The organism is Cedecea sp. P7760, assembly GCF_013386425.1.
In the GTDB taxonomy this organism is placed as follows: domain Bacteria; phylum Pseudomonadota; class Gammaproteobacteria; order Enterobacterales; family Enterobacteriaceae; genus Cedecea; species Cedecea selenatireducens.
In genome coordinates, this window is sequence record NZ_JACARU010000095.1 from 1 (window position 1) to 14,388 (window position 14,388).

Below are 14,388 nucleotides of genomic sequence, written 5' to 3' on the forward strand. Positions count from 1 at the left end.
GGGACTTGTTCGCACCTTCCCTAAAGGAGATAGACGGAGCTTGAGGATGAAAATAGCATGACGATAAAAAATAAAAAAATTAAGATAGCCATACTTATTGTTATAATAATGGTGTTATCTGCCGGGTTTATTTTATCTCACTCCTCAGGGCCGGAGATATTAGAAGGCATTGTTGATACAGATGAAATTAATATAACCAGTAAGGTTACAGCAAGAGTTGATAGCTTGCATGTCAGAGAAGGAGACAGCATCCGTAACGGGCAGGCTTTAGTCAGTTTGTATGACAGGCAAATTACTGAGAATTCCCTGCAAGCAAAGGAAGCATTAGCTGCGGCTGTAGCTAGTCAGGAAAAGGCATATAACGGAGAGCGTACAGAGTATATTGAGTCATTAAAAGCTAACTGGATAAGTGCTCAAGCAGATGAAAAAAACATAAAGTTATCCACGGATCGAGTAGTAAAACTCTATGATGGTAGTAAGGCTGTTTCTGCCCAAGAACGTGATGATGCCATTGCGAGATATAAGATTTCTAGGCAGAAAACTAATGCTGCCTATGAGCAATATATGCAAGTCAAACGGGGTAACAGGGCAGAGGATATTCGCATTGCTGATGCTAATGTAAATTCAGCCAAGGCGGCTTTTGAGTCTGCGGATTCCTTGGTCAGAGAGCTGAGTGTTCATTCAAAAAATGATGGAGAAATTGCCAAGCGCTTTGCTAATCCGGGAGAACTTGTTTCTGCTGGCTCACCTATATTCAGCATGATTGATTTAAATAATCTTTGGGTAACTATTAATTTACGGGAAGACCGTTTTAACGCATTAAAAATAGGTGATGTGATTGAAGGGGCGATTCCTGCATTGAAATATAAAAATGTTAAATTCCGTGTTTTTTTTATTAACCCCAAAGGAAATTTTGCCACATGGAGAGCGACTCGTCAGTCAAGCGGTTATGACGTCAGAACATTTGAAGTACGGTTACATCCGATGAATAAAATAGAAGGAATGCGCCCGGGGATGTCTGTTATTTTTGATTGGCCTTTTGATAATGACTAATAATACTTTATCAGACTTTTCAGCTTCATTGATAGATGAAATTAATTTCATCTATCATGACCGCTACATGAAAATCTTACTGTTTATTGTGCCGGTGTTTTTATTAACTTTTGTCATCGCTATCTTCAGTTCTGGTGTGCCTGAGAAAATACCTGTCGCACTGGTAGATTATGATCATTCATCATTGAGTCGGGAAATAATCAAAAATATTGATGCATCGAAGAGTATTGAGTTAATAGAAACAACGGACAATATTTCCCTGGCTCAACGCCTGATGAAGAGTATGAAAATTTATGCTTTTATAGAGATCCCCCGAGGTGCATCTGGATCAACTATCCGTCAGGATGATAATAAGGTCGTAATTCGTTATAACGGGCAGTTAAGAACAACTGGTAATGCTGCGTTTATCGGTTTGCAGGCAGCGGTGAATGATGCCTTTAACTCAATAAATAACAGGAAGTCACTGGGTGTTGAGCATAAAGGTACGGGCAACTCAATGCCAAATATACAAGTAATCAGTATCAGCAATCCACAAAATAGCTATGAAAGATTCTTGACCCCAATTGCAGTGCCGGTGTTGCTGAGTATAGTTCTAAGCAGCGCTGTAATTTGCGCTATCGGACGTTTTTTTGAAGAAGGTAATCTCTGTGACGATTGGATTAAGAAAAAAACAATATATTTATCAGTTCAGATTGCTTCCCGTTGCCTACCATATATAACCATCATTTTTCTTTGGGGATTAATATTCAATGTCTGGCAAGTAGTGGGGCGGGGTTGGCCAATTTTAGGTAATTCATGGTTGTTAATTCTGGCGATGTTTATGTTGTGTCTTCTTACTGCATCTATCGCCATTATGTTTATTTCAATAACGCGAAATGTACTTACAGCTTTAAGTATCTCAACGGTATATGCTAGTGCTGCGTTAACCTACTCAGATGGTACGCTTTCTATTTTGAATGCCAATGGTTGGGCTAAATTCTGGAGTAATTTTCAGCCATTCACCCACTATTACCGAATACAGTTAGAGCAGGTCAATCTTGGCAGTTATATCACAACGAGTTTTTCCCAATTTGGTATCTTGTCACTCTATATTATCATTCCTTTAACTATTTCTTTTATTATTCTTGCAAGACGTAATTATAGTCAACAGCCGGTAGTCTTTCAGGAGAATGTAAAACTCGATGGTGTTTTACAGAGTTTTATTAGTACTGTTAAATCAATAAGAAAATGTCAACCTATATTTTCAACGGCAGTTATGTCATTGATTCTTTATAGTGTTTTTTATCCAAGCGCCTACAAGGCACAAATTAACCTCAAACTTCCCGTTGCGGTAGTTGATTTTGATCAATCATCATTGTCACGTAATCTGATCGATAATCTGCAAACCACACGTGAAATTGATGTTACCCAGGTTGATAGTTCTCTGTCTGATGCATTAATTTTATTGCGAAACAGAAAAGTTTCCGCGGTGATAGCTATTGATAATGATTTTAAAAAGAATCTTATCAGAGGAGAGAACGCAGGGATCGATGTGCACCTATCAGGCGGTTATATGGCTGTTGCTGCCGATTTGAGAACGGCAGTGACTAATGCAATAAACGCTACGACGGATGTTAATAGATTAACATCTAAAGCTACTAATAACATCATTCCTCTTCCTCTATATAATCCAACATTGGGATACGAATCTTTTATTATGCCGCTGGTTTTTATTATAATACTTCAGCAAACACTTATCTTTACCAGTTCTATGCTTATTGCATTGCGTAATAGTATCGGTTTAACAAAAATTAATTCATCTCAGTTTATCGGGACGTTTTTTGGGTTGTTTATGGTTGGTTTTTTTGGAGCGGTTTTTGTGTTTGGTTGGGTTTATTATTTGCAAGGGTATCCCAATGAAGGAAGTATGTTTTTACAGGTTTTGTTGATTGTTCTTTTTTCTGCGGCAGTAAGTTCAATGGGGATGTTGATTGGTAGTTTTCTGGATAACATCAACCGTCCAATGCAGATCCTATCGGCTACCTCGATGGTTATTTTTTATGCGTCAGGAGCCTCGTTTCCTACATTTAATATGCCTGAATGGGTTGTGAAAACGATGGTGATTTTCCCATCAAGTACAATGATAAGTGGGTTTACTATGCTGAACTCTCAGGGGGCAGGTATCTATGAGTTGGCACCCGTAATAATAAAAATATCTTTGCTAGCAATTATATTATTTTTACTTGCTATGTATCGTCTAGTTTGGCAGAAGTAAGTATCCTCCGGCAGAGCCGGAGGCTTTAGGGTGAGCGCCTCAAAGGCGCCGACAAACCATGAGCCGCCCAAGGCGCCTGTTATACGTTCAGATTCATCTGGTCGTAACGTTCGTCTTCTCGCTCTTGCTTGCGTATGTAAGCCCTGACCGTGGCTTCATCCAGGCCTACAGTTGAAACAAAATATCCTCGTGCCCAGAAAACTTCACCAGTGAAGTTTTTTCCTCTGCCGAACTGCCGGGCTATCGCTATCGCACTTTTCCCCTTCAGATAGCCGACGATTGTCGATACCGAATACTTTGGTGGAATGCTGATGCACATGTGAACATGATGCCGCTGCTCGATACCCTCCGCGTAAGTCACGGAGTCGGACCGGTATGCCATGAGCTGGATATCGCCCCGTCGACATACTACCGGTACCAGAACCAACGTCAGCATCCGGAAAAACGCAGTCAGCGTGACCGGCGTGATGACCAGCTGAAGCTGGAGGTACAGCGCGTGTACGACGAAAACTACAGTGTCTATGGAGTTCGTAAGGTCTGGCACCAGCTGCAACGGGAAAGCTTCAGCGTGGTCAGATGCACCATCGCGCGACTGATGAAAAGCATGGGGCTTACCGGCGTGCGGCGGGAAAAAAGTACGAACCATGGTCAGCAGGAAAGAAGCTGCGGCAGGCGGCCGGGTAAACCGTCAGTTCGTGGCAGAGCGTCCCAATCAGCTGTGGGTAGCAGACTTCACGTACGTGAGTACTTGGCAGGGGTTCGCGTATGTAGCGTTCATCATCGATGTGTTTGCCGGCGGCATCGTGGGTTGGCGAGTGTCGTCATCGATGGAAACCACGTTCGTGCTGGATGCGCTGGAGCAGGCGCTGTGGGCCCGTCGCCCTTCCGGCACCATCCATCACTCGGATAAGGGCTCGCAGTACGTGTCGCTGGCGTACATGCAACGTCTGCAGGACGCGGGCTTACTGGCCTCGACGGGCAGCTCAGGCGACTCCTACGACAATGCGATGGCGGAAAGCATCAACGGCCTGTACAAAGCGGAGGTGATACACAGACAGAGCTGGAAAAGCCGAGCAGAGGTTGAGTTGGCGACGCTGACGTGGGTGGACTGGTACAACAGCGGCCGACTACTGGAACGGCTCGGTCACATCCCCCCGGCTGAAGCCGAAAGAGCGTATTATGCTTCCATCGGAAACGGAGCTATGGCAGCCTGAGTTCGCGGACTAAAAACTCTCCCGGAAAACCGGGGCGGTTCAGGATCTTCTTGAGATCCTCTCTACCTACGAGTAATCTCTTGCTCTGTAAACGAAAAAAACCGCCTTGCAGGGCGGTTTTATCGAAGGTTAAGCCAGCTTGCAGGCTGCTTAACCAGGTAACTGTCTTGTGCGAGACTAGTCACCAAAACTGTCCTTTCAGTGTAGCCGCAGTCAGGCCGCCACTTCAAGTACTCTCTAAATCTCTCGCACATCATCAGTTACCAATGGCTGCTGCCAGTGGCGTTAAGTCGTGTCTTTCCGGGTTGGACTCAAGACGATAGTTACCGGATAAGGCGCAGCGGTCGGACTGAACGGGGGGTTCGTGCATACAGTCCAGCTTGGAGCGAACTGCCTACCCGGAACTGAGTGTCAGGCGTGGAATGAGACAAACGCGGCCATAACAGCGGAATGACACCGGTAAACCGAAAGGCAGGAACAGGAGAGCGCACGAGGGAGCTACCAGGGGTCAGTTTGGATATAGAGAATTATTGTACGGTAAGCCTGTTTTTTGAACAGACTTACCTATAGCAATAGGGTGTACTCCCGCGCTATACGGCATTTTCAGAGGTTTGACCTTAATCGGATAACCTAAATGCGATACTGCAAGAGCGACAACTTAAAAGCGATAGCCACTGACGCAAAATCAACCCCTTACGAACCAAGATTGGTTAAATAATGCGCTTAACGTACAAAAATTTCCGATCTCCAAACTGACCCCTGGAAGGGCGCCCTGGACACTGACCGGGTATTTTTATCCGGGGTTAGAGGGCCAGTCGTGTAAAAAACCACGTTAGCCGACTATTTATTTGAATAACATAATATTTTAACTGATATGCCAGCGTTCATCCTGACTTATCTGAACAGGGCTCCGCCTGTAAAATGTGAAAGATAGAAAGGTAATTATTTATAATAAAATTAAATAATTTCAATTTTCTCTTCAGAATATACACTGACAGTGTGAAAAAACCCCCGTTATCACGGGGATTTTCCTGTAGATAATACGTTACCTGACTTGCTTAGAAGGCGCAAAGCGCAGTATCAAAATACCGGCCAGAGCGGCCAGTATGGACCCTGCCAGAACCCCCACCTTGACCTCATCAACGAGCAGAGGGCTGCCTGTAAAGGCCAGATTGCCGATAAACAGGCTCATGGTAAAACCAATCCCACACAGTACCGAGACACCATAAACCTGTAACCAGGTACTTTTCTCTGGTCGTTTCGCCAGGCCCAGGCTGACGGCCAGTAGCGACAGGCCAAAGATACCTGCCTGTTTACCCAAAAACAGGCCCAGCGCCACGCCTACCGGAACCGGCGACAACAGGTCATTCATCGTCATGCCCGACAACGCGACGCCCGCATTGGCGAAGCCAAACAGCGGCAGTATCATAAACGTGACCCAGGGGTTGATGGCATGCTCAAGCCTGTCCAGAGGCACTTCATCAGCCGCATTCCTGGTTCGCAGCGGGATAAAGAACGCCAGCAGGATACCCGCGACGGTGGCATGCACGCCTGACTGAAGCATGAAAAACCACAGTACTCCCCCCGTCAGCAGATAGGGCAGCAGGCGCGTCACGCCGGCACGGTTCAGGCTAAACAGCAGAGCAACCATTGCCGCTGCACCACCCAGCATCAGAAGCGAAATGTTGCTGGTATAGAAGAGCGCGATGATAGCCACCGCCCCCATGTCATCCAGAATAGCCAGCGCCGACAGGAAAATTTTTAGCGAGACTGGCACACGACTGCCCAGTAAGGCGAGTACACCGAGCGCAAAAGCAATATCCGTGGCCGCCGGGATGGCCCAGCCGGAAAGGGTTTCGTCATGACCGGCATTAAACCCCACGTAAATCAGGGCAGGTACGGCCAGACCACCCAGTGCGGCAAAGCCCGGCAACGCACGCTGGCTCCAGGTGGCTAACTGGCCGGTGACAAGCTCACGCTTGATTTCCAGCCCGACCATCATAAAGAATACGGCCATCAGGGCATCGTTTATCCAGTGCTCAACGGACAGGCCTGCTGTTTTGTATTTCAGGAGTGTTTCATAACCTTCCCTGAGGGGCGAATTGGCCACGATGATAGCGGCTGCCGAAGCAATAATAAGCACAATACCGCCCGCTACAGGTGAACTGAAAAAATTAGAAACGGGCTTGATAACTTTTCTGGTTAATCCGATTGGGTTTTCTGTCACTTAATCTCCCCCTGAGATGTTGACTTACGAATTGTGAATCAGGCAACCCAGAGACTGTGCACTCCAAAAATGCAATGCACAGCCTGATTGACTGATGTAAGAAATTTAGATAATTAAATTAATAAGTTAAATTCGGTCGGTCTGTGGTTACATTTTATCATGCACCGTCAGGTAAATGGCCGCCTTCAGGTAAATTATCGTAAAGCGAAGCCTTGGCGGGGCTAGGGTGCGTTTCCATTCTGAGAAATTTGCTCAGTCTGTTTCCAGAACATGGCTGAAATTTACTATCCGCCGCGTGTCAGTAAATAGTATCTGTCAGTAAGAGCTGGCAACGTAAACTGACACGGGTAGTGATGGAAAATGATTACACAGGACACCGTTTGCAGACAGATGCTGCTCTGAGCCGCATTATCCTGAAAAGCCTGAACAGCAGCTGATGGATAATTATCCGTCCATGCCGGTGACGAATGGCTGTCAGAAAAGACATACCACAGGTCAAAATGGCGCATTTCGTTAACACTGAGGCCAGAAGTTTTGGGCTGGATATATTTATTGCTTGCCGGATGCTGTGAGATCTTTTACGCGGCGGCCATTCCGCGGACCGACGGGTTCACCCGGTTATGGCCAGGTGTTTTTTGCGCGGTTTTCATTTGCCTGAGCATGTAGGGGTCGTCTCAGAAAACGGAAAATAAAGCACGCTAAGCGTGCGTGGAGGCTGGCACCCAGCGGTACAGCGTCGGAATGGACACGCCGAGGTTCTTGGCCACGTCCTTGGGCGGCACCCCGCTGGCCAGCAGCTTCTTGGCCGACTCGATCTTGCTGTCGGTCATCTTCGGCTTGCGGCCGCCTTTGCGGCCGAGCTGCTTGGCGACTTCCAGCCCGGCGCGGGTGCGCTCGACGGTCAGCTCGCGCTCCATTTCGGCAAGGCTCGCCATGACGTGGAAGAAGAACCGCCCGGATGGTGTGCCGGTGTCGATGGAGTCGGTGAGGCTCCTGAACTGGACACCGTGCTTGTGCAGATCGCCGACCAGATCGACCAGTTGCTTGACCGACCGGCCCAGCCGGTCGAGCTTCCAGACGACCAAAGTATCGCCTTCGCGCAGCATTTCGAGCGTCTTGGCCAAGCCAGGCCGGTCTGCCCGCGTGCCACTCACCTTGTCCTCGAAGACCTTTTTACATCCGGCCTTGCTCAAGGCTTCGCGTTGCAGCTCCAGGTTCTGATCCTGCGTCGAGACGCGCGCATAGCCAATCAACATGGCTTGTCTCGCGCCCGGTCGATGCGTTCCTGCATCGCCTGCATCACTTCTTCGTGGGTGTACGATCTGGCGTTGGCGTCGGTGGCTTGCCGCAGGGCTTCCTCAACCTCGCGCGTCATCCGCTCGTAATCCTCCGGCCACAGCGCTTGCTCCATGCGCAGCGACGCCTGACCCAGCAGGTGCAGCAGGCTGAACAGCCGCATGTCGTTGGTGGCGACGATGCGCTCCCGAATCTGCTCCTGAATAGCTTCGCTAGCCCGATGCGCTTGTGGTGTGGCAGTCCCCTCGTAGTCAGCGGGGAATTCCGCTTCCTCGGCAATCCTTGCCCAGGCGCTGGCCAGCGCCTCGATGGTTGACGTGCTCATTTCCGCCGCTCCTGTGCTCTTTGGCGAATCAACCGGCCAAGGGGCCTCGACGCGAAAACCAGCAGCATCACGCCTATCGGATACCAGGTCGAGAAGACCACCAAGGCATCGAAGGCTGGCCGTCCGGTGTTGGTAGGCAGTACGGCGGTCACAGCCATCAACCCGCCGACCGTCCAGATGATGCGCCACACGTAGGGCATCACGCGGGGCACGTAGCCGTCATCGAAAGCGGTCTGGTAGTAGCGGCGCAGGCCGCGCTCGGCAAGCGCCTGGCGCTGCCGCTCCGACAGCGCATCCGTCCGGCCATACCAGCGCCGGAATGGTGGACAGCGCAGCAGCAAAGGGGTGAAGAGGATCATCACCGCCACGATCGCGACACCCCACGCCATGACGGCGCCGGCATCGGGCCGCTTGGCGTTCTCGATCACGGGCGCGAAGACGCCCGGAGCACCGATCATCCAGAACAGCGCAATGTGCTGATGGAAGGAGAGCTTCATTTGCTCATCCACTTGCGCAGCAGGCGCTTTTTCAGGGAGGCGCGTTCTTGCGGGTTGCGTCCCTTGTGATTGGCGATGCGATCCGCCGTGGCGGCCTGGCGCTTGACGGGCCAGTAGGAGCGGCCATCCTTGCCCATCGACCAGACGCTGCTGGCCTGGTTTTCCAGCAGGGGCAGATGGGCGCTCAGGGCTTCGGGCGACGCGCTGGTCAGCGCCGTGCGCTCACGGGTGCGCCAGCGCTGATGCCAGAGCTTCTTGTCCTCGCGCTCGCTGCCGCAGGTCGTGTGCCCGACGATGGGTGTTTTGCGGCGGCTGCGGCTCATAACGTAGTGGTCTCCAAGAACATTCAGGACTGATCCCAGGCGTCGATGGTCAAGACCTGATCGGCAGGACAGGCGGCTACGCGGTCGGGAACTGGATGGTGTTCAGTCTCATGCCGACCCCATTCGATTGATCGCGTCGCTTGCGGCACGCTGCGACGCAAGGAGGTTTGCGACCTGGTTTAGCAGCCGTGTCCGCTGCATGTCTGTTACCTATCTCCCCGACCGCTCATTGGACCAACTCCAGAGATTGGGCTCTATCGCTCAGCCAATACGAAACCGGCATTGGCTGATGCCACAACCGAGACTAACACAAATGGCTCGGTACCTGTATTTCGCGCCCCGTGCACTTGGCCCGGTCTTGCCACGGCTATCTCACCTTCCCTGAGGGCACGAACAATCCCATTGCCCTGAAAGTAATCAGCCATTCCCGACAAAACAGTCCACGTGTCTTGGCCGTGAGGATGAATGTGAGCCGCAATTTCCTGCCCGGGATGGACATGCCAAACCACGATAATTGAGTCTCGGGTTTCAAGCACAACGGAACGAATAGGCTCGCCTTCGGACGGCTGAACATACTCGGCTACAGAAAATATTCTCGATTCAACAGTCATCGGAGATCCCTCTTTCACAGTTGTCGTTACGGTCTTCATCGTCGGCATCCTGACGCACGGCGGGCAATTGCTGGAGCAACGCCGGCAGCCATTCCTGTACCGTCTCCCACACCACATCGAGGTTGATGTCGAAATAGCCGTGAGCCATGCGATTACGCATATTGCGCATGCTGCGCCACGGCACGTCGGCATGCGCCTGGGTGAACTCGACGTAGCCATCCATCACCTTTGTGGCCGCCTCGCCGATGACGATCAGGCTCATGATGACGGCCTGCTGGGTGCGCTTGTCGGCCAAGAAGTCGTCCTTGGCCATCCCTTCCACGAAGCTGCGCGCATCGGTTGCGGCCTGCTGAATGTGGTCGAGGTAATCGGGCAGGCGGTTCTCGCTCATATCGGTTGCGCCTCCGCGAGCACCTTGGCCCGGAACTTCGGCGGCAGGTCGCCGGGAGTCAGCAGATCGACGTCAACGCCGAGCAGCGATTTCAGTTCTTCTTCCAAATCGCCCAAGTCCAACAACGTGGCACCGGGCAGCGCATCGACCAACAGGTCGAGGTCGCTGCCATCCCGGTCGGTGCCATGCAGCACCGAGCCGAAGACGCGCGGGTTCGCGGCGCGAAAGCGGCCTACCGCTTCACGCACTGCGCTTCGCTTCATGTCAAGCACAACAGACGGTCGCATGCGCATCCTTTCTTATCGAAACTCGTTGAGATGATATGCAATCAAGAATAGAATTTCAAGAACTATTTTCGAGAATCGCAATGCCTTGATTCCCGTGCCGCGCCGGTTGCCTTGGCGGGCTTGTCACAAACCTACGTTTTCAAGAAGAAGGAAACCGCATGCCCCGCCGTTCGATCCTCTCCGCCGCCGAGCGCGAAAGCCTGCTGGCGTTGCCGGACACCAAGGATGAGTTGATCCGTCACTACACGTTCAGCGAAAGCGACCTCTCCATCATCCGGCAGCGGCGCGGCCCGGCCAATCGGCTGGGCTTCGCGGTGCAGCTCTGCTACCTGCGCTTTCCCGGCGTCATCCTTGGCGCTGATGAGCCACCGTTCCCGCCATTGCTGAGACTGGTCGCCAACCAGCTCAAGGTCGGCATCGAAAGCTGGGACGAGTACGGGCAGCGTGAGCAGACCCGACGCGAGCACCTGGTCGAGCTGCAAACGGTGTTCGGCTTCCAGCCGTTCACGATTGGCCACTACCGGCAGGCTGTCCAGTTGCTGACCGAGCTGGCCATGCAAACCGACAAGGGCATCGTGCTGGCCAGAGCCTTGATCGAGCACCTGCGGCGGCAGTCGGTCATTGTGCCCGCCCTCAACGCCGTCGAGCGGGCGAGCGCCGAAGCGATTACCTGCGCCAACCGGCGTCTCTACGACGCCTTGGCTGAGCCGCTGACGGACGTGCATCGCCGTCGCCTCGACGATCTGCTCAAGCGCCGCGACAACGGCAAGACGACGTGGCTGGCCTGGCTGCGGCAATCCCCGGTCAAACCGAACTCGCGGCACATGCTGGAACACATCGAACGCCTCAAGGCGTGGCAGGCGCTCGACCTGCCCTCCGGCATCGAGCGGCTGGTTCACCAGAACCGGCTGCTCAAGATCGCCCGCGAGGGCGGCCAGATGACGCCCGCCGACCTGGCGAAGTTCGAGCCGCAGCGGCGTTACGCGACCCTGGTGGCGCTCGCCATCGAGGGCATGGCCACCGTCACCGACGAAATCATCGACCTGCATGACCGCATCCTGGGCAAGCTGTTCAATGCCGCCAAGAACAAGCATCAGCAGCAGTTCCAGGCATCCGGCAAGGCGATCAATGCCAAGGTGCGGCTGTTCGGGCGCATCGGCCAGGCGCTGATCGAGGCCAAGCAAGCGGGCCGCGATCCGTTCGCCGCCATCGAGGCCGTCATGTCCTGGGATGCTTTCGCCGAGAGCGTCACCGAAGCGCAGCGGCTCGCGCAACCCGAGGACTTCGATTTCCTGCACCGCATCGGCGAGAGCTACGCCACGCTGCGCCGCTACGCGCCGGAATTTCTCGACGTGCTCAAGTTGCGGGCCGCGCCCGCCGCCAAGGACGTACTCGACGCCATCGAGGTGCTGCGCAGCATGAACAGCGACAACGCCCGCAAGGTGCCCACCGACGCGCCGACCGAGTTCATCAAGCCGCGCTGGCAGAAGCTGGTGATGACCGACACCGGCATCGACCGGCGCTACTACGAACTGTGCGCGCTGTCGGAGCTGAAGAACGCGCTGCGCTCCGGCGACATCTGGGTGCAAGGCTCGCGCCAGTTCAAGGACTTCGAGGACTACCTGGTGCCGCCCGCGAAATTCGCCAGCCTCAAGCAGGCCAGCGAATTGCCGCTGGCCGTGGCCACCGATTGCGACCAGTACCTGCATGACCGGCTGACGCTGCTGGAAACGCAGCTCGCCACCGTCAACCGCATGGCGCTGGCCAACGAGCTGCCGGACGCCATCATCACGGAGTCGGGCCTGAAGATCACGCCGCTCGATGCGGCGGTGCCCGATACCGCACAGGCCCTGATCGACCAGACGGCGATGATCCTACCGCACGTCAAGATCACCGAATTGCTGCTGGAGGTAGACGAATGGACGGGCTTCACCCGGCACTTCGCCCACCTGAAGTCAGGCGACCTGGCCAAGGACAAAAACCTGTTGCTGACCACGATCCTCGCCGACGCGATCAACCTGGGCCTGACCAAGATGGCGGAATCGTGCCCCGGCACGACCTACGCCAAGCTGGCCTGGCTGCAAGCCTGGCACATCCGCGACGAAACCTACGGGGCGGCACTGGCCGAGCTGGTCAACGCGCAGTTCCGACATCCCTTCGCCGGGCATTGGGGCGACGGCACCACGTCATCGTCGGACGGCCAGAACTTCCGCACCGGCAGCAAGGCCGAGAGCACCGGCCACATCAATCCGAAATACGGCAGCAGCCCAGGGCGGACGTTCTACACCCATATCTCCGACCAGTACGCGCCGTTCCACACCAAGGTCGTGAACGTCGGCGTGCGCGACTCGACCTACGTGCTCGACGGCCTGCTGTATCACGAATCCGACCTGCGGATCGAGGAGCACTACACCGACACGGCAGGGTTCACGGACCACGTCTTCGCGTTGATGCACCTGCTGGGCTTCCGCTTCGCCCCGCGCATTCGTGACCTGGGCGACACCAAGCTCTACATCCCGAAGGGCGATGCCACCTACGAGGCGTTGAAACCGATGATCGGCGGCACGCTCAACATCAAGCACGTCCGCGCCCATTGGGATGAAATCCTGCGGATGGCCACCTCGATCAAGCAGGGCACGGCGACGGCCTCGCTGATGCTCAGGAAGCTTGGCAGCTACCCGCGCCAGAACGGCCTGGCCGTCGCCCTGCGTGAGCTGGGACGCATCGAGCGCACACTGTTCATCCTGGACTGGCTGCAAAGCGTCGAGCTGCGCCGCCGCGTGCATGCCGGGCTGAACAAAGGCGAGGCGCGCAACGCGCTGGCCCGCGCCGTGTTCTTCAACCGCCTGGGGGAAATCCGCGACCGCAGCTTCGAGCAGCAGCGCTACCGGGCTAGCGGCCTCAACCTGGTGACGGCGGCCATCGTGCTATGGAACACGGTCTATCTGGAGCGGGCCGCGAACGCCTTGCGTGGCCACGGTCAAGCCGTCGATGACGGCCTGTTGCAGTACCTGTCGCCGCTCGGCTGGGAGCACATCAACCTGACCGGCGATTACCTCTGGCGCAGCAGCGCCAAGATCGGCGCGGGCAAGTTCAGGCCGCTACGGCCGCTGCAACCGGCTTAGCGTGCTTTATTTTCCGTTTTCTGAGACGACCCCAAATACGGCATCAGTTACCGTGAGCTGCAGGAGATGCTGGCTGAACGCGGAGTGAATGTCGATCACTCCACGATTTACCGCTGGGTTCAGCGTTATGCGCCTGAAATGGAAAAACGGCTGCGCTGGTACTGGCGTAACCCTTCCGATCTTTGCCCGTGGCACATGGATGAAACCTACGTGAAGGTCAATGGCCGCTGGGCGTATCTGTACCGGGCCGTCGACAGCCGGGGCCGCACTGTCGATTTTTATCTCTCCTCCCGTCGTAACAGCAAAGCTGCATACCGGTTTCTGGGTAAAATCCTCAACAACGTGAAGAAGTGGCAGATCCCGCGATTCATCAACACGGATAAAGCGCCCGCCTATGGTCGCGCGCTTGCTCTGCTCAAACGCGAAGGCCGGTGCCCGTCTGACGTTGAACACCGACAGATTAAGTACCGGAACAACGTGATTGAATGCGATCATGGCAAACTGAAACGGATAATCGGCGCCACGCTGGGATTTAAATCCATGAAGACGGCTTACGCCACCATCAAAGGTATTGAGGTGATGCGTGCACTACGCAAAGGCCAGGCCTCAGCATTTTATTATGGTGATCCCCTGGGCGAAATGCGCCTGGTAAGCAGAGTTTTTGAAATGTAAGGCCTTTGAATAAGACAAAAGGCTGCCTCATCGCTAACTTTGCAACAGTGCCCCTAATCGTGTTCAGCAGAATAGCCGGAGGAAGTTTCCTACTGTCGATAAGAAAGGATTGG

Annotated in this window: 13 protein-coding genes and 3 pseudogenes; 6 read left to right on the forward strand and 10 right to left on the reverse strand. The window is 53.7% G+C overall.

Features of this window, described 5'->3' with window-relative positions; all coding sequences use genetic code 11:
- Positions 1 to 57: 57 nt before the first annotated feature.
- Positions 58 to 1,053, forward strand: a complete 996-nt coding sequence (locus HX778_RS24330; RefSeq protein WP_044157362.1) for an HlyD family secretion protein — start codon at positions 58 to 60, stop codon at positions 1,051 to 1,053.
- A complete protein-coding gene (locus tag HX778_RS24335; RefSeq protein ID WP_013087252.1) occupies positions 1,046 to 3,307 on the forward strand; it encodes an ABC transporter permease in 2,262 nt (753 codons plus the stop codon). Before HX778_RS24330 ends, HX778_RS24335 begins: the two co-directional genes overlap by 8 nt.
- Positions 3,308 to 3,386: 79 nt before the next feature.
- Here HX778_RS24335 and tnpA read toward each other — a convergent pair.
- Positions 3,387 to 3,638, reverse strand: a pseudogene (gene tnpA / locus HX778_RS24340) (IS200/IS605 family transposase); the annotation flags it as partial.
- Here tnpA and HX778_RS24345 point away from each other — a divergent pair.
- A pseudogene (locus tag HX778_RS24345) lies at positions 3,633 to 4,521 on the forward strand (IS3 family transposase); the annotation flags it as partial. The pseudogenes tnpA and HX778_RS24345 sit on opposite strands and share 6 nt — an antisense overlap.
- Positions 4,522 to 4,777: 256 nt before the next feature.
- On the opposite strand, the gene HX778_RS24350 reads toward HX778_RS24345, so the two are convergent.
- Together HX778_RS24350 and nhaA are read right to left on the reverse strand one after the other, a co-directional pair.
- Entirely contained in the window at positions 4,778 to 4,891 is a 114-nt protein-coding gene (locus HX778_RS24350) for a hypothetical protein (protein ID WP_013087254.1), read from the reverse strand.
- Positions 4,892 to 5,566: 675 nt separating this feature from the next.
- Complete coding sequence (gene nhaA / locus HX778_RS24355; RefSeq protein WP_004194048.1) at positions 5,567 to 6,748, reverse strand: Na+/H+ antiporter NhaA; 1,182 nt, start codon at positions 6,746 to 6,748, stop codon at positions 5,567 to 5,569.
- A gap of 534 nt (positions 6,749 to 7,282) precedes the next feature.
- On the opposite strand from nhaA, the gene HX778_RS25345 reads away from it, so the two are divergent.
- The gene (locus tag HX778_RS25345; protein WP_218167262.1) at positions 7,283 to 7,414 is read left to right on the forward strand and encodes an SMR family transporter; all 132 of its coding nucleotides are present in this window, start codon (positions 7,283 to 7,285) and stop codon (positions 7,412 to 7,414) included.
- Positions 7,415 to 7,446: 32 nt separating this feature from the next.
- On the opposite strand, the gene HX778_RS24365 is transcribed toward HX778_RS25345, so the two are convergent.
- From HX778_RS24365 to HX778_RS24395, 7 genes are all read right to left on the reverse strand, one after another.
- The gene (locus tag HX778_RS24365) at positions 7,447 to 8,004 is read right to left on the reverse strand and encodes a recombinase family protein (protein WP_003100847.1); all 558 of its coding nucleotides are present in this window, start codon (positions 8,002 to 8,004) and stop codon (positions 7,447 to 7,449) included.
- Entirely contained in the window at positions 7,998 to 8,369 is a 372-nt protein-coding gene (locus tag HX778_RS24370) for a hypothetical protein (RefSeq protein WP_003100853.1), read from the reverse strand. Before HX778_RS24370 ends, HX778_RS24365 begins: the two co-directional genes overlap by 7 nt.
- A complete protein-coding gene (locus tag HX778_RS24375; RefSeq protein ID WP_003100856.1) occupies positions 8,366 to 8,866 on the reverse strand; it encodes a hypothetical protein in 501 nt (166 codons plus the stop codon). The genes HX778_RS24370 and HX778_RS24375 overlap by 4 nt, the downstream gene beginning before the upstream one ends.
- Positions 8,863 to 9,189, reverse strand: coding sequence for a hypothetical protein (locus HX778_RS24380; RefSeq protein WP_003100858.1), 327 nt, complete (start codon positions 9,187 to 9,189; stop codon positions 8,863 to 8,865). Before HX778_RS24380 ends, HX778_RS24375 begins: the two co-directional genes overlap by 4 nt.
- Positions 9,190 to 9,443: 254 nt before the next feature.
- Positions 9,444 to 9,800 carry a cupin domain-containing protein gene (locus tag HX778_RS24385; RefSeq protein ID WP_000215515.1) on the reverse strand — a complete coding sequence of 119 codons (357 nt, stop codon included), beginning with the start codon at positions 9,798 to 9,800 and terminating at the stop codon, positions 9,444 to 9,446.
- On the reverse strand, positions 9,790 to 10,191 hold the full coding sequence (locus HX778_RS24390; protein WP_001293886.1) for a DUF86 domain-containing protein: 402 nt from the start codon (positions 10,189 to 10,191) through the stop codon (positions 9,790 to 9,792). Before HX778_RS24390 ends, HX778_RS24385 begins: the two co-directional genes overlap by 11 nt.
- A complete protein-coding gene (locus HX778_RS24395) occupies positions 10,188 to 10,478 on the reverse strand; it encodes a nucleotidyltransferase family protein (protein ID WP_001247892.1) in 291 nt (96 codons plus the stop codon). The genes HX778_RS24390 and HX778_RS24395 overlap by 4 nt, the downstream gene beginning before the upstream one ends.
- A gap of 158 nt (positions 10,479 to 10,636) precedes the next feature.
- Here HX778_RS24395 and HX778_RS24400 point away from each other — a divergent pair, with 158 nt between their 5' ends.
- Together HX778_RS24400 and HX778_RS24405 are read left to right on the forward strand one after the other, a co-directional pair.
- On the forward strand, positions 10,637 to 13,603 hold the full coding sequence (locus tag HX778_RS24400; protein WP_176983317.1) for a Tn3-like element ISPa38 family transposase: 2,967 nt from the start codon (positions 10,637 to 10,639) through the stop codon (positions 13,601 to 13,603).
- Positions 13,604 to 13,636: 33 nt separating this feature from the next.
- Positions 13,637 to 14,275: pseudogene (locus HX778_RS24405) on the forward strand (IS6-like element IS26 family transposase); the annotation flags it as partial.
- Between the last annotated feature and the right edge of the window lie 113 nt (positions 14,276 to 14,388).